Here is an 18,886-nt window from a genome sequence, read left to right as displayed (position 1 = left end):
AGGTCCCTCCTTAGTTAACAGATTGGTGCTCGTGGTGTGGTGTTACCGTGAGCGGTGCGGCTAGGAATGCCGTAGAAAAAGTTTCCGTTTGGATGATGAAATGTGGTCGGTGTTGCGTTTCTCTGAGAATTTGACCGACGTATTGGCCAATAACGCCCAGGCCAATTAGTTGCAGGCCACCGAGGAGCCACAGTGAGGTCAGAAGGGCACCGTTGGTGGTGAGGCCATTCAGATGCAGGCCTAGCAGCCATAACAGGGCAATTGTTGCGGCGGTACAAATGGTGAAGCCCAGGTACATGATGGCGCGTAGTGGTGCCAGGGATAGTGAGAAGATGCCACTTAGCGCGAAACGCAGCATACGCTTGAGTGGATACTTCGAGGTTCCCGCCGCCCGTGGTTGGCGCTTGTAATAGAGCTTCGTGCTGGGGAAACCCAGCTTGGGGATGATCCCCCGGATAAAAGGTGTGGATTCAGTGTAGGTCATCAGTGCGGTGACTGCCCGGTGGCTGAGTAGGCGGAAGTCGGAGTGATCCGGAACCAGCTCGACACCGAGCTTACCCATGGTCCAGTAGAAGGCCTCAGCCGTGGTGCGCTTGAACCAGGTATCGGTAGACCGGTCATTACGGACACCATAGACGATATCGAAGCCTTCCTTGGCTTGTTGCACCATCGCGCCGATGACCCGTGGATCATCTTGCAGGTCGGCATCGATGGTGATAATGAGATCGGAGAAGGGATGGGCAACTTGCATCCCCGCCATCAGCGCGGCCTCTTGACCAAAGTTGCGGCTGAATTTCAGTCCGGTAAACAGGGTGTCTGCCTGTCGGAGTTGCGTAATGATGGTCCAGGTATGGTCGCGGCTACCATCGTCGACAAAGAGAATCTTGCTGTCAGTCGCAATCTGGTTGCTATCCATGAGACGATGCAAAATGGCGCTTAAGACTGGTGCGCTCTTGGGTAACATTGGTTCTTCGTTATAACACGGCACAACTAAGGTCAGCCGTGGTGCAGTTAGTGTTTTCATTCAGATCAACTCCCCCAGTAAATCTAAGTTCGAACAACTTATTCTGAGTCGATGATAACTGGATAATCCCATTATGGGGTAAATTGCGCTCGAATTAAACGACTTTCTTCGGCAAGTTACTAATGGGTCTCAAGTACTTTCTCGATATCAGTGAAAGCGTTCTGGTTAACGTGAAATAAAGCAATCGACAGAAAAGGCGCATAGCAGTTTCCAACGATGAAACCGCCATGCGCTTAGGTGTGTTTTTTTAATGTCTGAAGTGACGATGATTCGTGAAGACCAGGGCCACGTTGTGTTCGTTGGCCATGTCGATGGAAGCCTGATCGCGGATGCTACCGCCGGGTTCCGCAATGACGCGAATCCCATGTTCGGCGGCGTATTGAACGCAGTCGGCCATGGGGAAGAAGGCGTCGGAAACCAGAACCGCACGATCGTAGTTTGGTTTCTCTTCGGCCTTATCCACCGCAATCTTTAAGGCGTCGATCCGATTCATTTGCCCGGGCCCAATCCCTAAGGTCTGATCGATGGTGTTGACGACGATGGCGTTACTCTTGACGAACTTAATCGCCTTTAGGCCAAAGGCAATGGCTGCGAGTTGTTCCGGCGTTGGCTGGGCATTGCTAACGGTCTGGAAGGTTGCGGGGTCGTCGATGATTTCGTCACGTTCCTGGCGTAAAAGGCCCCCGCGGACGCTAACCAACTCATCGGGTTCAGCATCGTTAGCTGCGCTGAAGTCGACCGTCAACAGGCGCAGATTTTTCTTCTTTGCCAACACATCATAGGCGTCATTATCGAAGGCGGGGGCAATGATGATTTCCAAGAAGAGTTGATGCATCTTCTTGGCGGTTGCCAAATCGACCGGCCGATTGAGGACGATGATACCTCCAAAGATCGACATGGAGTCAGCGGCGTAACATTTGTCCCAGGCACGTTCGAGGACATCGTCGGTGCCAATTCCACACGGGTTCATATGCTTTAAGGCCACGACGGTCGGGTCGCTGAATTCACGAATTAGCCCGAGCGCGGCGTCGGCGTCCTTAATGTTGTTGAAGGAAAGGGGCTTACCGTGAAGTTGTTTTGCCGCGGCGATCGAAAACGGAGATGGCTGGTAGTCCTGATAGAAGGTGGCCGTCTGCTGCGGATTCTCGCCGTAACGCAGGGCTTCCTTGCGTTTATAGGTGAGGGTCAGGGTATCAGGCTTGGCTTCGTCCGTCAGGTACGTCGCAATGACGGCGTCGTAGTGGGCCGTGTGGTGAAAGACCTTGGCGGCCAGATGTTTTCTAAATGGCAGGGTATCGCTGTGGGCCACTAAGGCCTGCCCGACCTGATCGTAATCGGCGACATCGCAGACCACGAGAACATCCCGATAGTTTTTGGCGGCGGCGCGGATGAGGCTCGGGCCACCGATATCAATCTGTTCGACTGCCGCGGCTAGCGTGACATCTGGTTGACTGATGGTCTCGGCAAAGGGATAGAGGTTGACGCAGACCAGATCGATCGGGGTAATCGCGTGTTCAGCCAACGTTTGTTGGTGATTAGGATCATCTCGTTTAGCGAGAATGCCGCCGAAAACCCGTGGATTGAGGGTCTTAACGCGGCCGTCTAGCATTTCTGGAAACTGCGTAACCTCTTCGATGGGAATCACGGGGATGCCGGCATCGGCCAAGACGGCTTGGGTCCCGCCGGTAGAAACCAGTTCAAAGTCATTGGCAATCAACGTGTGAGCAAAGTCGACAATGCCAGTCTTGTCGGCAACACTGAGTAGGGCACGGCGCATAAGATAACCTCCTAAATGTGAGTAAAAGCTGTTAGAGCTATCATACGGGAATTATCCTGAACAATCAACGGGAACAAATTATAATAATTCGTATATTTAGCTCAGAAGCCTAACGATAGAAAGTAAAGTAACCAATCTATAAATTCACTTATAATCGGACTTTGCTTTGGGTAATCATTTATTAGTCGTTAGCATGTTACCGAACAGTATTGTTCGTTATTTGCGAACAATACTGATTAAAAGTCGCTAATTGTCATGATTTGTGAAAAAGGGGCCTAGATCACCTAATAAGTAATTCACCGTATCGCCAATATGGTCACTTTTCCTATTAAATCCACTAATCATTCTTAAGCCGGATAATCACTACCATCGTTGATTTAACGGCGTTCTTGTAATAAATATAATTGTAAAATGCGGTAATCGAACTGAAATCCTGCTGTTATCGAATGCACATTTAAGAAGCCTATCCTTAAAGATGACTTTAAGCGTGAGGTGGTGAGCAAAAGCGTCGGGGAGATTTTGGTGTCGGGGAAGCAACAACACCAGTTTTTAGGAGTAGGGCACACCAAATTTTAAGCAGGGAAGTGCTAAATTATGTCAACTAATCATCGTTGGGCCAAGCGGTTAACCCAAGCAGCGGTTGCCGCCAGTGCCCTCGTTGGAATCGCTTGGGGCGGTCAGACCGTTGCCAGCGCCAGTACACTCGCCATTCCCGATATTTCCGAATGGCAGGGGAAGTTAACGTCAACGCAGGTTTCAAATTTGAAGAATCAGGTTTCATTTGTCATCAACCGCCGGCAGTATGGGTCATCCTACGTGGATAAGTATGCTGCCAACAATACCTCACTTTATGCGAAGTACGGGATTCCGTTTGGGGAGTACGATTACGCCACCTTTACCAGTGCGGCGAGCGCCAAGACGGAAGCCAAGAACTTCTACAATCGGTCGAATAAGAATGCCAAGTTCTATGCACTGGATTTCGAAGAAAATGATGTGACCTCGGGGACCACGAACGCCGCTGTTAAGGCCTGGTATGACGAAATGAGTTCACTGACCGGCAAGAAATTAATCTTCTATTCTTATCAATCCTTTGCGACAACTTATGCCAATAGTGCCCGGACGAAATTTGATGCCCAATGGATCGCCAACTATTCCTATACGCCAACGATTTCGTTTGCATTGTGGCAGTACACGGATAGTAATTACCTATCTTCATTAGGTGAGGCCACGGACAATAGTCGGGCCGAAACGTCGGTTCACCCAATCAGTTGGTGGACGGATGGCTTGACGACGGCATTAGCGCACACGTATTCATACAGTAGTTTCCGGAGCGGTCAGCACGTTTATTTACATAAAGGGGCTTCCAAGTACGTTGATCGGTCGAAGATTGACACGTCCGATCGCCAGAAATTCTACACGATTTCTGACGTCAAACCACTGACCATGTCGAATTCTAAACAAGAATTGTATATTAAGGAACTGGGCCAATGGGTCCTGTCACAAGACGTTACCGGCTACTGGGTCGGCCAACATGGGTCCTTCAATTTACACGATAATGTGAATATCTATTCTGATTCTAGTCTGACCAAGAAGACGGGGCAGAAGTACAAGAATGGAACGCAGGTTGCGGGTAAAGTTGTCAAGGCACCGGATGGCAAGTCCTACCGCATCAAGACTGACAAAGGATACATTACTGCCAACTTAGCCCGGTTAAACCATGCCTATTTTGAAAGTATGAATTCGTCGAAGACGATTACCACCAAGCAAAAAATCTATGCTTACAATAAGACATCAATGACTAAGGCGAGTCGCGTTAAATCGTATAAGAAGGGCACCACGCTTAACGTCACGGCAATTAAGAAGCGGTCGACGGGTTCTCGTTACTACGTCTTAACCAATGGCAATTACGTCACGGCATTGCACGGTCACGTCAAGAAATAAGCGGAGAGAGGTTGGATAAAGATGCAACGTAAAACGAAATTAATCACGGCCGTTACGGCGGCTTTGGCGGTGCTAGCACTGGGTTCCGGCAGTGTTCTCCAGATGCACGCGGCTAACGATGTCAGTTCCACCGGTCAGACGGTGGCACCGAGCTCGGCATCCGTTGATGGCACTAAGGTAACGGCCACGACGGCTAGTGGAACCAAGCAGAATTACACGGTCAAATATACGGACCAGACGACTGGCGATCAGTCCACGACTCTGCAAAAGAAGACTTACGGCACTAGTGCCACGGCCAAGGATCAAGTGGATTATGTCGGTAACGCTGATGGTGAAACGGTTAAGTTGAACAAGTCGACGAGCGCCGTCGTTCAAGGCGTCATGGGCCATACCTACGTCCACTGGACCAAGGGCGATTGGTCAGTAACGGCGGTTACCAGCAACGCCGATCAGACGGGAACCCCAACTCAATTTGCCAAGCAGGTCAACCAGCAATTGAGTAAGCGTAGCCTGCCTAAGAGCGCGGATACCGGGGCGGTCACGGTCTACAGCAAGACCGATGATGACAAGGACAACACGGTAACCTGGCAAGATGGCAAGCAAACCTACACCGTCAAAGGCCAAGCGGCCGATACCACGGTTAAGGTGGCCCAGAACACGAAAGACTAGTTTATTAAAGGCATTGTCTACGGACAGTGCTTTTTTCTTATTGTTTTTAGTCTGGGCCGCCGCAGGTGGCCAGGGATTCCACCCTGTGGGGACCGGTTGAAGCCTGAGAAGCGGTCTTCACCCTCGCTTTAAGCCCCACAAAACCGTGGGTCTTAAAGTCGTCCCAGGCTGTAAGGCCGGCAGACCACCGACCAAACAGTCTCGACACGGGGTTCCATCCCTGACCACCTGCGGCTGAAACTATCAAAATGGTTTATCTGTAGGGTTTCTTCATATGGTGTAGTCCGTGCCTTGTCTGGAGTAGGTGTTTCAAAACGCTAGTCTAGCGGCTGGCCATGATTTGCCAAAAGCGGCAGTCATGATTGGTGATTGGATATTATCATGGAACACTCGGTGTCAGAAACTTCCGTCAATCCCAGCCGGAGGACACCAGACAGAACCCCGTGTCGGTGGTCTAAGCCGAGGTTCTGTCTCGGCTTAGAGCACGGCCAACTTTGAAACTCGTAGGTTTCGAGGTTCAAGGTTGCCCTGAAGACCGCTCTTTGGCTTCAGGTCTGCCTCACCGGGTGGCGTCTGGTGGCCGTAGGCGACCCGGACAAAGACAAAATTCAAGATCAAGTCCTATCGGCCTTTCATTAATTTTAGAATGAGAGATGTGGAAGAATTCGCGATTCGGGCTAGTCACGGCCGCCATTGAGCCGTAAACTAGGAGTAAGCCAATTTTGGGAGGGGTCGTTTTGAATAAACTGCGACAGCCAGAATCGGGATTTTCCTGGTTCTACCAACGGTTTTTAAACAATCATATTACAATATTATTGCTAAATATTTTTTTGCTTTTATTAGTGGTCAATGAGCTCGTCCAAAACGCCGGTCTGTTGGATCCGGTTTGGAAATTTATTGGTATTACGGCGCCGGCGATCGTGGTGGCGGGGATCCTGTATTACGTCCTCGATCCGTTCGTGCATTTCATGGAACGCCGGTTGAAGTTAAAGGAAGGTCTGGCGATTGCGATCGCCATGCTGGTGACAATTGCCATTATCGTCGTGATCTTCCTAATGTTGATTCCATTTCTTACGAAGCAGACAACCGGGATTATTGCGGCGTTACCGCAGTTTGCCAACGATGTCATGCGAAAACTCAGCACCATGAATCAGAAGCATCACTGGGTGTCAGCGGCTAATCTTGCCGAGGTCAACCACCGTGTGACGACTTACTTCTCGCAACGAGGTTGGAATATTCTGACGGGAACCTTGAGTTCTTTGGGGAATGTTGTGACGACGGTGAGCGACTGGATTATCACGCTGATTACAGCGCCAATGGTGCTCTTCTTCATGTTGAAGGATGGGGCCCAATTCCCACACTTCGTCAGTCAGGTCGTTCCAACGGCCTACCGGGAACGCTTTGTGATCATGCTCGACAAGATGAACGCCAAGGTTAGTTCCTATGTGCGTGGCCAACTCACCGTGGCATTGTGTGTCATGATTATCTTTACGGCGGGCTATTCCATCATTGGACTGCCCTACGCCATCTTGATCGGACTAATCGCGGGGCCCCTGAACTTGATTCCTTACTTTGGGTCGGCGATTGCGCTGATCCCAGCGATTATCATGGGGGTTGTGACGAGTCCGTCGATGCTACTGGGTGTCGTGATTGTCTACCTGATTGAATGGGTCTTGGAGACCCAAGTCTTGTCACCCCTGATTATGGGAAACAGTTTGGCGATGCACCCAATTACCATTGTCTTCGTCTTGCTGGCCAGCGGTAAGATGTTTGGTCTGATCGGGGTCATCTTTGGGGTGCCGGGCTTTGCCGTCCTCAAAGTGTTGGTAACCACTGCCTTCGAGTGGTATCAGGAATATTCGGCGCTCTATCCGGACGTCTTCCCACCAGAGGATCGGCTGGGTGAGCCTTAACGTTTTATTAACAGGTCGATTAATTTTAAAAACGAGTCAAAACGGCGGTGTCCTGCGGGATATCGTCGTTTTTTTGTGTGCCGTCAGAGACCGTTACGGCCCGCGTTTTAGGTTTGCGATAAGCCCGGTTTGCCATAATCGATCACATGTTATGAATGGAGGCGACTCGCATGAACTTTTTCAAACGAGCCTGGTTAAATATTTGGGCAAAGAAAGGACGGTCAATCTTACTGATTCTGGTCTCGTCCGCGATTTTAATGTTTGTGTTGGCAGGATTACTGATTCGGAGCGCAGCGGTCAAGGCGACCGAAACGGCTAAGAATGACGCCGGCGCCACCATGACCCTGTCGGCAAATCGGCAGGCAGCGTTTAAGAAGATGAGTCAGAGCAGTAGTAGTTCCAGTAGTAAAACGAGCCGACCGAAGCTAACGCTGACGCCGGTGAAATTAAGCGACGCGACGAAGATTGCCAAGCTCAGTAACATCAAAAATTACAACGTGACGAGTAGCACGTCGGCGAATGCCAAGTCATACGATACGGTCTCGACGACCACCGGGATGGGTGGAAATAGTGGTGGCCCAGGTGGAATGAAGTCATCCACGAGTTCCGGGGACACCCAGATTGATGGGGTGACCGCCACTAGCCTGACCACGACCTTTAGCGATAGTCAAAGCAAGATTACCAAGGGGCGCGGCATCACGGCCAGTGATAAGAATACGAATAATGTGGTCATCGAAAAGGAACTGGCCAGTCAAAACAATTTGACCGTTGGCGATACCATGACGTTCAAGGAGACCAGTGGCGACAAGAACACGGTGAAAGTGAAGATTGTCGGGATTTACAAGGCCAGCTCGACCAGTTCCGCTAGTGCTGGCCCCATGAGTACCGATCCGTCGAACACGATCTACGCCTCATACACCCTGGCCAATACCATTAAGGGCAGCAAGTATGCGGGAACAGCCGATTCGGTTACTTTTAACGTGACTAATCCGGCCAAGGTCAGTGCTACCAAAAAGGCTGGGAATAAGCTGATCAGCAGTAAGTATTCCCTGAGTACCGATGATGCCAGCTATCAGTCCGTCAAGGCGTCCATGGACAACGTGGAAGGTTTCGCCAACAAGATTGTCTGGTTGGTGGCCATTGCCGGAACAATTATTCTGGCTTTGATTGTCATCCTGATGATTCGCGAACGACGCTTTGAAATTGGCGTGCTCTTATCCCTCGGTGAAGCACGCTGGAAGATTGTGGCGCAGTTCTTTACGGAAATGTTGATGGTGATCGTAGTGGCCATTGCGATTGCGGGTGCCGGTGGGAAATTTGTCGGGAATCAACTGGGTTCACAGCTAGTTTCACAGAGTACCACGACGCAAACCACCACAAGCACCACGTCCGGTCAACCGGGCGGCGGCCAACCTGGTGGGACTAAGGGTAGTGGTGGTCCAGGCAACATGCAGGCCACGAGTACCAAGACTAAGGATCCCAATTTAGAGATTGCGGTGAGTGCCGTTGACCTCGCCGAACTCGGCGGATTTGGCTTAGCCATTACCTTCCTGTCGATCATGATCGCTTCCGGTGGGATTCTGCGACTGGAGCCGAAGAAAGTACTGTTTTCCTAAGGAGGACTGTCGATGTTAAAAACACAAGACCTGGGGTATTGGTACCAGGACAAAACACAACCGTTGTTTCAAGGCATTAACCTGACCTTTGAGTCGGGCAAGTCCTACGCGATTCTGGGGCACAGTGGGACCGGGAAGACGACGTTTCTGTCGTTGATTGCTGGTCTTGATAAGCCCAAGGAGGGTGACATTCTGTTGGGTGACCAGTCGTTAAAGCAGATTGGGCTGACCAACTATCGCCGACATGACGTGGCGATTGTCTTTCAGGCGTACAACCTCTTTGCCTACATGTCTCCGATGAATAATCTCCTGACGGCCATGGCCATCACGGAAGCGAAACATGCCGGCGATCGAGCGTATGCCAAGCAGATTCTAAACGATCTCGGGATTGGGGATGACCTGATCGACCGCAACGTCCAGCACCTCTCGGGTGGGCAACAGCAACGGGTGGCCATCGCCCGCACCATGTGCTGTGATGCGCGGTTGGTCGTGGCTGACGAGCCAACTGGAAATCTGGATGAGGACAATACCAAGGCCGTGATCGACCAGTTTCAACGAATTGCCCACGAACAGAATAAGTGCGTGATCATTGTGACCCATGAACCGGATGTGGCCGCACAGTGCGATCATCAGTATAGGTTGGAGAATAAGCAGTTTACAGAGTTAGCTTAAACTCTAGGTTGGTGTTAAGCTGGCCGCCTGCGGCTGCCAGGGATTCCGCCTGCTGTGGGGACGCTTCAGCCCGGTGGACTTCTCGCTCGACTTTAAGCCCCGCCAGGAACGCGGGTCTTAAAGATCGCCCGTGGTGTAAGGCCGAGAAAAGCGCTCGGTCTAACGCCACCGCCACGGCTGGCTCCATCCCTGGCCTCCTCCGGCTAAGATTGACCGTTACCACGACTTAGTAAAAAATTGTTGCAAGTTGCTTCTTAGGCCGCGTAACCGATGGTCGCCAATCAAATTTGTCTGGTGGGTTCATCTTGCCTGAGGTTCTTGTCAGTAGTTATCACTATGCGATTCAGTGTTCTCAAAACTTAACAGATACAAATAAAAAATCACCACAGGTTCCGTCGACAATGGCAGAATCTGTGGTGATTTTGATTTCGTAGATAACATAAGGAACGAGTTGCTAGTGATTGAATATAATCAAAGTGCTAATACTAATTGACCACTAAGTGGCACTATCGTTCATTAAAAGAACAACAGTAACCGGAGGAGGTCAGGGATGGAGCCAGCCGTGACGAGTCTGTAAGGTCGAGTGTTTTTCTCGGCCTTACAGACTGGGACGACATTGGAGACCCGCGTCTTTAGCGGGGCTTCAATGCGAGCCGGAAGCCTGGATTTTAGGCTGAAGGCGTTCCCCACAGCAGGCGGAATCCCTGACAGCCGCAGGCGGTCATTTCACACATGCAGTCTAGAGAAAAGTTAGTCCACCAAAGTAGTGGAAGCATGGTCGGCGGTTAAGAGGGTGGTTGTCCCCGTAACCTTGAAGTAGTGTTCGCAAAGGCTCTTCAGCTCCTGAATGGCTTCGCTAGCCCGTTCTGCCTGGTCGGCGTTGATAGCTTCAATAACCAGCACGGCATTCGTCGTGTCTTCCGTCAACATGGTCCGTTGCGCTTCACGCCAGTTGAGGCTTCGGCAGATGGCGCCATCGTTGTCATAGTAGATCATTTCGCCTGGCAAAGCAGGAGAGTCTTCGGTGTCACCTAAGGGACGGAAACCTTCGCCACCTTGAGCGAGGCCTAGGTGAAGGTCGCCGGCGATGGCATCGATATTTTCTCCGCCACAAGGTGAGGCATATTTCAGTGAAATACTGTTGTAGATGTCGACCAGGGGATTGATGGGGCTGAGGTGCTTGCCTTGGCTAATCCGCTTGAGGAGGGCTTCGATTGAAGAACGGGCGCCCTTCTTCGTCTTGAACTTCCGTAAGGCCTCCCGCCATTCGGCGATCACGGCATTTTCTCTAAAGGTCTCGTCGGTAATGAACTTTTCAGATTCATTGGCGCCGTCGTTAAGGAGTTCTTGGAAGTAAGGGTCGTCGGCTTCGTTGACGTGGTTGTCGATGTCTTTGAGGGTTAAAATACTGATTTGACCTTGGGGGAACAGTTCCCAGAACGAAAGATCGATGATGGCTTGTTTCATAAATGAACATCTCCAAATTTTATATTTTTTTGGTCATGATGAGATCGGTTTGTGTGGCGGAACCCAACTGAAAGGGATGACTGCCGGTTTGCTGGAAGCCCTGAGAGCGGTAAAAATCGATAGCCGTTAAATTGTGCTCCCAGACGCCGAGACGTAGCTCGGATTTGGCAGCCAACTGGGCGCGACGGGTCGCAAAGGCAATGGCCGCGACGCCATAGCCTTGGTGTTGGCCCGCAGAGGTGAGATAGAGTCGCTGAATTTCCAAATCGTCCGCGTGGCTGACTAGTTTGAGATAGCCGCGAACCGTATTCGCAACCTGGATAAAGTAGAACTGACTGTTAACGTCAGCAAACTCGCTAGCTAACTGGCTAGGATTGAAGGCTTTAGTCAGGTAAGCTTGGAGGTCGGCTGAGGTGTTCTGGGCCCCAAAGGTATCTGTAAAGGTGTCGATGCTGAGACGTCGTAATTCAGCTAGTTGGTCGGTAGCCACAGCGGTGAAAGTTGGTTTAATCATGAGTGAACCTCTTAATACTGACGCTTCTCACCGCGTTTGACGGTGTTGTAGTCGTCTTCGATATTTTTCGCAACCTGGTCTAGCAGATCGTGTAGCTTTACCTGATCATCAGGTGAGATTCCAGTCAGGGCAACCTCGTTAGAGTACAGGTTCTCCCGGTGAATGAGGGGGTAAACCTGGCGGCCCTTCTCGGTGACGTAAATCTGCTTTTGTTTCTTGTCGGCGGGGTTCATCTTGCGTTCTAGAAGGCCATTTTTCTCCATCTTTTGAATAGCGCGAGCCGCCGTGGTCTTGTCGACCTTGATGAGATTGGCCAGGCGCTCCAAGATGATGCCCGGATGCTCGTAGACGCGGACCAAGTAAAGGTATTGGCCACGGGTGAGGTTGACTTCCTTGAACTCGATATTGGCGATGGTGTCCAACGCGCGATCGATGATGCCAATGGACCTTAGAATGTCTGGCAAGTACTCACTTCCTTTAGTCATTTTAGACTGAACATGTAGGAATAGTATAAAACGGTTAAGTTGCATTTGCAACAAAAAGTTCGTCTAAAAAAATCTGGGGGCTAGCCCAGATTTTTGTGATTAGTTTTTGTCTTTAGTTGCTTCCTTGGCAGTCATGCCAGTCACGTCGATCCGGATAACCCCGGTATATTCGACGTCGGCAGGCTTTAAGGACTCGTCGCGGCTACCCAGTTCGTGGTCTAGAATCAGTTCTAAGGCTTCGCGCTTTTCTTTCAAGTCAGTGACCAGGCTGGCATTCCCAGTTCCCATGATGCTCTGGTAGGCGTACCCGTTGTTCGACAATTCTCCATCAGGGGTGTCGTAACGTTCGGCCTTGGCCACAATGGAGAAGGCGACGTGACCATCTTTGGCGATTAAATCACGCTTCTTGCCTTCGGGTGCCCCGTGAAGGTAGAGGTGGAGTAGGCCGTCTTCATCAAATTGGAAACCATAGTTCGTCGGCACCACGTAAGGATAGTCACCATCGTGCATAGCGGTGTTGATGACGTGACCCGTCCGTAAGAATGCCTTGACCTTGATTAAATCGGTAACCTGTAGATTTTTTCGACGCATAACTAAATACCTCCTAATTCGATACCTCAATTATAGCGCATTTCATCATAATGGAACCGCTTTTTCCGTATAGATCAAGTTTGCCGAGAAATCAATAAGGTATTCTATTTGAAGTGGTGCTATGATGACCTTGATTCCAAAACACAGAAAGAGGTCCTACAAATGACAGTATTCAGTGCATACTCTGATGAAGAAATCCTAGAATACCTGATATCCCAAGTTAAGGATGGCACGGTCGAAACCGATATGGCCACGCTCAAGAAACAATCGTTTAATTCGAATGCTTCGGGTGGTGAAAGTGGTTTGGCTCGGGCCTTTATCGAGGCTGAAAGTGTCGCCGACATCCAAGGGGTCTTGCGGACAGCCCGCAAGTTCCACCTACCTGTCATTCCGCAAACCACGGCAACCAGTACCGTTGTCGGTTCCGATGGCCAACCGGGTGCCTTGATTCTTTCGACTCGGCAAATGAATCGAATTCTAGAAATTGATAAGGAAGATTCCGTGGCGGTCGTTCAGCCCGGGGTCATTAATGGCGATTTAGACCAGGCTGCTAGAAAACGGGGGCTGTTCTACGCGCCAGACCCTGGTTCTAAGCCAATTTCATCCATTGGTGGGAATGTCTCAACCAACGCTGGTGGGATGAGTACCGTGCGTTACGGGGCCACCAAGGATAACGTTTTGGGGTTGAAAGCCGTCTTGGCGGATGGCCGTGAAATCAAACTGGGGGGCCGGACTTTAAAACAGGCCTTCGGGTATGATTTGACCCAACTCTTCGTGGGCTCCGAGGGAACTCTCGGGATCATTACCGAAATTACTGTAAAGTTAATGCCAATCCCATTGGGGCAAACCGTCATGGGTGTGGCCTTCTTTAGCAACATGGGCTCATTGGCTAAAGCTGTGACTGCCATTCGGATGTCCGGGGTCTATCCAACCATGTTGGAAGCCTTGGACGGCAATACTGTGGTGGCTTTGGACAAGTTTGAACACACGCACTACGCTTCAAATAGTGGGGCCATGTTAATCTTCAAGCTCGAAGGGTCTAGTCCCGAATCCATGGCTGTGGTGAAGGATCTTCTGGCCAAGTACGACGGTCAAAACGTCCAGGTCACGGATGATGAACAGGAACAGGCCGATCTGGAACAATTACGGCGTGACATGTTGCCTGCCGTCTTCGCTGGTCAGAATCACTTGATGGAAGACATGGCGATGCCACTCTCCAAGTTGGCCCCAATGATGGATTATCTCCAAGATCTCGGGAAGAAGTTGGGGATTACCATCTATACGGCCGGCCATGCTGGTGATGGTAACGTCCACCCAACATTCGTTTGGCCTAAGGACCAAGAAGAGGTGCCCGAAGTTGTCGTTGAGGCCTTACGTCAGACCTTCTGGAAGACGCTCGAGTTGGGTGGAACAATCTCCGGCGAGCATGCCGTGGGGATGGTTAAGAATCAGTGGAACAATCCCGAACTCGGCGAGACCGTTGACCAACTCCAACATCAAATTAAAACCTTGTTCGATCCAATGAACATCTTGAATCCAAAACGGAAGATCGATTAATTCTTTCGAAAGTTTCTTAATTTCAAGGGGTCCGCCTACGGGAACCAGACGATACCGCCCATGGGGCAGACCTGAAGCCTGAGAAGCGGTCTTCAGGGCAACCTTGAACCTCGAAAAGCACGAGTTTCAAAGTTGGCCGTGGTCTAAGCCGAGAGAAAACCTCGGCTAAGACCACCGACACGGGGGTATCGTCTGGTTCCCTCCGGCTGAGGCAACAAGGCGATTGGTCTTTGTGCTATAGCGAGGACGAATTCGTTGGTATTGGTAGTCTTTGAAATTTAATATTAGAAGAAGTAGCCTGATTAGTCTCGCGTAAGATGAGTCTAGTCAGGCTATTCTTTTTTAAATGTAGGAAGACAATTGGTTGAATATCGTGAGTGTGTCTTGACTCACTCTCAATTCAAATGGAGCCGGAGGTGGGCAAGGGAGACGTCCTGTGTCGGTGGTGTTAAGGTGGTGGTCTTCCGCCTTTACACCACGGGACGCCTTTAAGACCCACGTTCCTTGTGGGGCTTAAAGCGAGGGTGAAGACCGCTCTTTGGCTTCGCCCGGTCCCCATAGGACGGCTTCCTTGTCCACCGCAGGCGGAATGAACTTGAAGGATAATAGCAGGTTAAGAACCAGGTCATTTATTAATGAAACAATAAAGGAGCGAGTTATTTGACCCAGATATTTATTTTGTAGGGTTAGGCATAAAACTTGCAAAAAACAGCCACAACCCGGATAATTATTGGTACAATGAAAGCGAATGCAAGACTGATGGTTAGAAGCGACAAGCGGTTGCATTAATTGAGTATTGGAAGGAAGAAATTCATGAGTGACGCAGAGTGGTGGCAGCGAGCCGTCGGGTACCAGATTTATCCGCAAAGTTTTTATGATAGTAACCACGACGGGATTGGTGACCTGACGGGCATTCAGCTCAAGGTGGATTACCTACAATCGCTAGGCATTGACTTTGTCTGGATCGCTGCCTTTTACCCATCTGGCGGGATCGACAACGGCTACGATGTCACAAACTATCAGGGGGTGGCGCCGCAATTCGGAACGATCGCTGATTTTGATCACCTAGTCGCGGCCTTGCACGCCGCGGATATTAAGGTGGTGTTGGATTTACCACTGAATCATACGTCTACCAAGCACCCGTGGTTCCAAGCCGCGGTGGCGGACGCGCAGAGCCCATATCGTGACTACTATCTTTGGCAACCGGCGACGAAAGACGTGACGCCCAACAATTGGGAATCCGTTTTTGGCGGTTCGGCCTGGACCTACAACGCCCAGGCTGGTGCGGCTTATCTGCATTCCTTTGCCAGAGAACAGGCCGACCTGAACTGGGAGAATCCCGCCGTGCGACAGGAACTGGCGGGCGTCATTCAGTGGTGGGCCGACCGGGGTGTCGATGGCTTCCGTCTCGATGGGGTGACTCATCTGAAGAAGCGCGCGGACTTTGCGGATGTGGCCAATCCAAGAACCGGCTACTTTGCCGACTTTACTGGGGTGACCGCTTATCTCGATGCTTTGAAACCTGTCTTACGTCGTAATCATTTGCTGATCATTGGGGAAACTGGTGGTATCGACATGACCACCGCACAACAATGGTTGGACCCTGAAACGGGCTACTTCGATCTGTTGCTGGAGTTCGACCACGTGCACAACTGGGAGCTGGCTAAGCCGAAGCTTCCGGTGGCCGCGCTTCGTGAGAATTTGACGAAATGGCAGTTGGCCATGGCCGACAGTGGGTGGATCGCCTTATTCATTGAGAACCACGATCTGCCACGGGCCGTGTCCTATTATGGCAATGACCAGGACTATCGCCGTCGCTCGGCGAAGGCCTTGTGGCTGTGGTACCTGTTGATGCGGGGGACGCCCTTCATTTACCAGGGCCAGGAGTTAGGCTTAACCAACGCTCACTTCACGTCCATCGACGATTATCGCGACCTCGACAGTCGGTTGTATTACCGACAACAGGTGGCACAGGGTGTGCCGGCCGAAACAGTGCTGGAAGAGCTTTCCGAACGGAGTCGCGACAATGCTCGGACGCCGCTTCCCTGGACGCAACACCGGTACGGCGGCTTCTCCGATCATGAACCTTGGATGAAGCCGGCGCCCGATGGGGAACGGGTGAACATCGAGCGGGAGAGTCATGACCCACTTTCGGTGGTGACCTTCTATCGGCAGTTGGTTCGGTTGAAGAAATCGGTGCCAACTCTGTTGCTGGGTCGTTATGAATTGATTGATACTCACGATGATCAGCTGTACGTTTATCGCCGAACGTTGAACGGCGATAACTGGTTGGTTGTGGTTAATATGAGTGATGACGTGGCCACCACCCAGGAATTCGATTTGAAAACAAGCGAACTTATTTTGACGAACCTACGATTTGATGCGGAGTCAGACGATCTCGAGATTCAACCTTGGGAAGCCCGCCTGTATCATTTAAGAAAACTGGAGTAATGTTTTAGCGGGGCGGACCGGGTTTAAAACGCGGCCGCCTTTTTTATACCCTAAACTTTTTTACAAATTAGTGAATTCCTATTGCATTTCTGCAAATTGTTCTTTATTATTAAATGTATAGATATTTCTATGGGGTCAACCATTTTGCGTATTGCTAATCGTGTTAATTATCTTAGCGGTTAGCGAGTGAAGATAAGGATATGATGAATACTATGGCAAAGAGTAAGGTCGTTCATGCGGAAAGTTTTTTCGAATCTTACATGGAGTTAAAGCGAGAATTGGAGAAGTCAGCGACACGGTTCCAACGGGCAATGGGGATTTCCGTGGATCAGTACGCGATTCTACACCATATTTTGGAGAATCCCGGTAAGCTAACTTCGGCCACAGTGGCCGACAGTCGCGGGATTTCTCGCGCGGCAGTTTCACGCGGAATTTCGCAATTAATTCGCCGGGGCTATGTGCTGCAAAGCTATCAGTCTTCGGATCGCCGAGTACGTCCATTATCATTGACGGCCAGCGGCGAAGCCTTAGAAATGGCTTGTCATGATCTCTTGGTCAAATCGGCCAAGGTCATGAGTCACGCCGAGCTGGCATCTGGTGGCAGTCAATTGACTGTCAGTGAGCTGACTCAAATGTTGGCGGTGGCTACAGCCAAGGCGACCTCAGAAACACCCGAGGCCTAATAACCAACGCATGAATTATAAGCTAGGATCAGTCGCTTGCGACTGGTCTTTTTCTTTTCCCTCAAACTAACCAATATGTGCAACCCCTTGGATCATTTATTTTTGTTTCACGGCCGTGGCCGCCTAAACGTAAGCGCTTACGTTGGCCAAAATGGGCATGAAACAAATTTAAAATGAGGCCCCAGAATGGAAATTTACGTGCTATAATCGATCCTGTTGTTCAAAATGAACGCCACAACATGTTGTGCTAACTGACCACTTCACCGGTGATGAAGTACTAGATGTGGTTAAAGAAAATGAAGAGGGAGCGCAATTAGCATGAAGCATTATATTCAATTTTTATCTCACCAACTCAAAGGGTGGCCACAACAAAACTATTATCTGTTCTTCTTTAGCCTAGGGTGCCAAGTCATGACGCTGGTCGGCCAACAAATCACACTGCTGACGGTCTTGACGTTTATCGGGACGACGCTGGGGGTTCTCTGTGTCCTAGCGATTAATGCGGCGAAGTCGGTTAATGGTTTTCTCGGCGTGCTTTCTGCAATCTGCTTCATTATCACCGGGTATGCGGCGAAGAACTATCTGAGTATTTTCGAACAGGTGGCCTACGTGGCCACGCTGGATATTCCGGTGCTCCTGAGTGCTAGCTGGAACGTCAATATGGCATCTAAGATTCGCAAGTTTACTGGACGGACCTGGGTCATTGCGCTGGTTTCAACGGCGGCCATCTACCTGGTCTCTGGCTGGGGGATTGGCACCTTTACCGACGATCCGCGGCCATGGGTCGATGCCATTAGCTTCGCTATCAGTCTGACCGCTGGGGTTATCTGTTTCCTGCGGTTCAACAACCAATACGTTTGGTGGATTGCTTCCGGCCTGGCACAAATGGTACTGTGGTTCATTTCCTTCCGGCAGGGTTCGGCAACGTTGGCGATGTTTATCAACAGTTCCGTTTACCTGATTAACGACGTCTTGGCCTTCACCATCTCGCCTTGGTATAACGAGAAAGAACGGCAACGGGTTATCAAGCAGGAAACGGCGTATGCCGCTAGCTTGGAGAGCAATAATTAACTTGGTGTTAAAATTTAGTGATTGAAGGGGTCGTCATTTTCGGGCGTGGGGTCCGGGAGTGACGACCTCTTTGTATTTAGGAGTAGGAGATTGGTGCTGATTGGCCGCCTGCGGCTGCCAGGGATTCCGCCTGCTGTGGGGACGTTTCAGCCCCTTGGGCTTCTCGCTCGATTTGAAGCCACGAAAGTCACGTGTCTTCAGAGTCGCCCGTGCAGTAAGGCCGAGAAGTACACTCGGTCTAACTGCACCGCCACGGCTGGCTCCATCCCTGGCCTCCTCCGGCTAAGATTGTCGGTGACCTGAATATATTGGGGAGAGATAGTCATCAGCCCCTAATTGGGTTTTCGAGTGTTAGAAATTATCAAAAGTGTCAGTCCACAACGATTATTCCCAGCAAGAGCTTCCAACAGAAATCACGTCTGCCCTGATTGACGAGATCGCCTTTTGTCACGATA

Annotated in this window: 15 protein-coding genes; 9 read left to right on the top strand and 6 right to left on the bottom strand. The window is 50.6% G+C overall.

Annotation, left to right across the window (positions count from 1 at the left end):
- Positions 1-10: 10 nt before the first annotated feature.
- Together IV54_RS02385 and purH are read right to left on the bottom strand one after the other, a co-directional pair.
- Positions 11-1,024 (bottom strand): glycosyltransferase family 2 protein, encoded by a 1,014-nt coding sequence (locus IV54_RS02385; protein WP_057877800.1) that lies wholly within the window; start codon positions 1,022-1,024, stop codon positions 11-13.
- 247 nt (positions 1,025-1,271) lie between these two features.
- Positions 1,272-2,801: a bifunctional phosphoribosylaminoimidazolecarboxamide formyltransferase/IMP cyclohydrolase gene (purH, locus tag IV54_RS02380; RefSeq protein ID WP_057877799.1), complete on the bottom strand. Its 1,530-nt coding sequence runs from the start codon at positions 2,799-2,801 to the stop codon at positions 1,272-1,274.
- 594 nt (positions 2,802-3,395) lie between these two features.
- Here purH and IV54_RS02375 point away from each other — a divergent pair.
- From IV54_RS02375 to IV54_RS02355, 5 genes are all read left to right on the top strand, one after another.
- The gene (locus IV54_RS02375; protein ID WP_057877798.1) at positions 3,396-4,742 is read left to right on the top strand and encodes a GH25 family lysozyme; all 1,347 of its coding nucleotides are present in this window, start codon (positions 3,396-3,398) and stop codon (positions 4,740-4,742) included.
- Between the two features lie 21 nt (positions 4,743-4,763).
- Positions 4,764-5,411 carry a hypothetical protein gene (locus IV54_RS02370; protein ID WP_057877797.1) on the top strand — a complete coding sequence of 216 codons (648 nt, stop codon included), beginning with the start codon at positions 4,764-4,766 and terminating at the stop codon, positions 5,409-5,411.
- A gap of 815 nt (positions 5,412-6,226) precedes the next feature.
- Complete coding sequence (locus tag IV54_RS02365) at positions 6,227-7,324, top strand: AI-2E family transporter (protein WP_237756653.1); 1,098 nt, start codon at positions 6,227-6,229, stop codon at positions 7,322-7,324.
- A 170-nt stretch (positions 7,325-7,494) separates the two neighbouring features.
- Entirely contained in the window at positions 7,495-8,940 is a 1,446-nt protein-coding gene (locus tag IV54_RS02360; protein WP_057877795.1) for an ABC transporter permease, read from the top strand.
- Between the two features lie 12 nt (positions 8,941-8,952).
- The gene (locus tag IV54_RS02355; RefSeq protein ID WP_057877794.1) at positions 8,953-9,612 is read left to right on the top strand and encodes an ABC transporter ATP-binding protein; all 660 of its coding nucleotides are present in this window, start codon (positions 8,953-8,955) and stop codon (positions 9,610-9,612) included.
- A 750-nt stretch (positions 9,613-10,362) separates the two neighbouring features.
- On the opposite strand, the gene IV54_RS02345 is transcribed toward IV54_RS02355, so the two are convergent.
- From IV54_RS02345 to IV54_RS02330, 4 genes are all read right to left on the bottom strand, one after another.
- Positions 10,363-11,079, bottom strand: a complete 717-nt coding sequence (locus tag IV54_RS02345) for a B3/B4 domain-containing protein (protein WP_057877792.1) — start codon at positions 11,077-11,079, stop codon at positions 10,363-10,365.
- Positions 11,080-11,098: 19 nt separating this feature from the next.
- Positions 11,099-11,593, bottom strand: a complete 495-nt coding sequence (locus IV54_RS02340; RefSeq protein WP_057877791.1) for a GNAT family N-acetyltransferase — start codon at positions 11,591-11,593, stop codon at positions 11,099-11,101.
- A gap of 11 nt (positions 11,594-11,604) precedes the next feature.
- Positions 11,605-12,057: a MarR family winged helix-turn-helix transcriptional regulator gene (locus IV54_RS02335; RefSeq protein ID WP_057877790.1), complete on the bottom strand. Its 453-nt coding sequence runs from the start codon at positions 12,055-12,057 to the stop codon at positions 11,605-11,607.
- Between the two features lie 120 nt (positions 12,058-12,177).
- Positions 12,178-12,669, bottom strand: a complete 492-nt coding sequence (locus IV54_RS02330; protein ID WP_057877789.1) for a pyridoxamine 5'-phosphate oxidase family protein — start codon at positions 12,667-12,669, stop codon at positions 12,178-12,180.
- 162 nt (positions 12,670-12,831) lie between these two features.
- On the opposite strand from IV54_RS02330, the gene IV54_RS02325 reads away from it, so the two are divergent.
- The 4 genes from IV54_RS02325 to pnuC all read left to right on the top strand — a co-directional run bounded on the left by IV54_RS02325 (position 12,832) and on the right by pnuC (position 18,431).
- Positions 12,832-14,226 carry an FAD-binding oxidoreductase gene (locus IV54_RS02325; protein ID WP_057877788.1) on the top strand — a complete coding sequence of 465 codons (1,395 nt, stop codon included), beginning with the start codon at positions 12,832-12,834 and terminating at the stop codon, positions 14,224-14,226.
- An 813-nt stretch (positions 14,227-15,039) separates the two neighbouring features.
- Positions 15,040-16,677 (top strand): glycoside hydrolase family 13 protein, encoded by a 1,638-nt coding sequence (locus IV54_RS02320; RefSeq protein ID WP_057877787.1) that lies wholly within the window; start codon positions 15,040-15,042, stop codon positions 16,675-16,677.
- Between the two features lie 260 nt (positions 16,678-16,937).
- Positions 16,938-17,360: a MarR family winged helix-turn-helix transcriptional regulator gene (locus IV54_RS02315; RefSeq protein WP_237756652.1), complete on the top strand. Its 423-nt coding sequence runs from the start codon at positions 16,938-16,940 to the stop codon at positions 17,358-17,360.
- 318 nt (positions 17,361-17,678) lie between these two features.
- Entirely contained in the window at positions 17,679-18,431 is a 753-nt protein-coding gene (gene pnuC / locus IV54_RS02310) for a nicotinamide riboside transporter PnuC (protein ID WP_057877786.1), read from the top strand.
- Positions 18,432-18,886 lie beyond the last annotated feature (455 nt).

It is taken from the genome of Levilactobacillus paucivorans, assembly GCF_001437125.1.
In the GTDB taxonomy this organism is placed as follows: domain Bacteria; phylum Bacillota; class Bacilli; order Lactobacillales; family Lactobacillaceae; genus Levilactobacillus; species Levilactobacillus paucivorans.
Note: the sequence above shows the minus strand (reverse complement) of the source record. Positions and strands in the feature narration are given on the sequence as shown.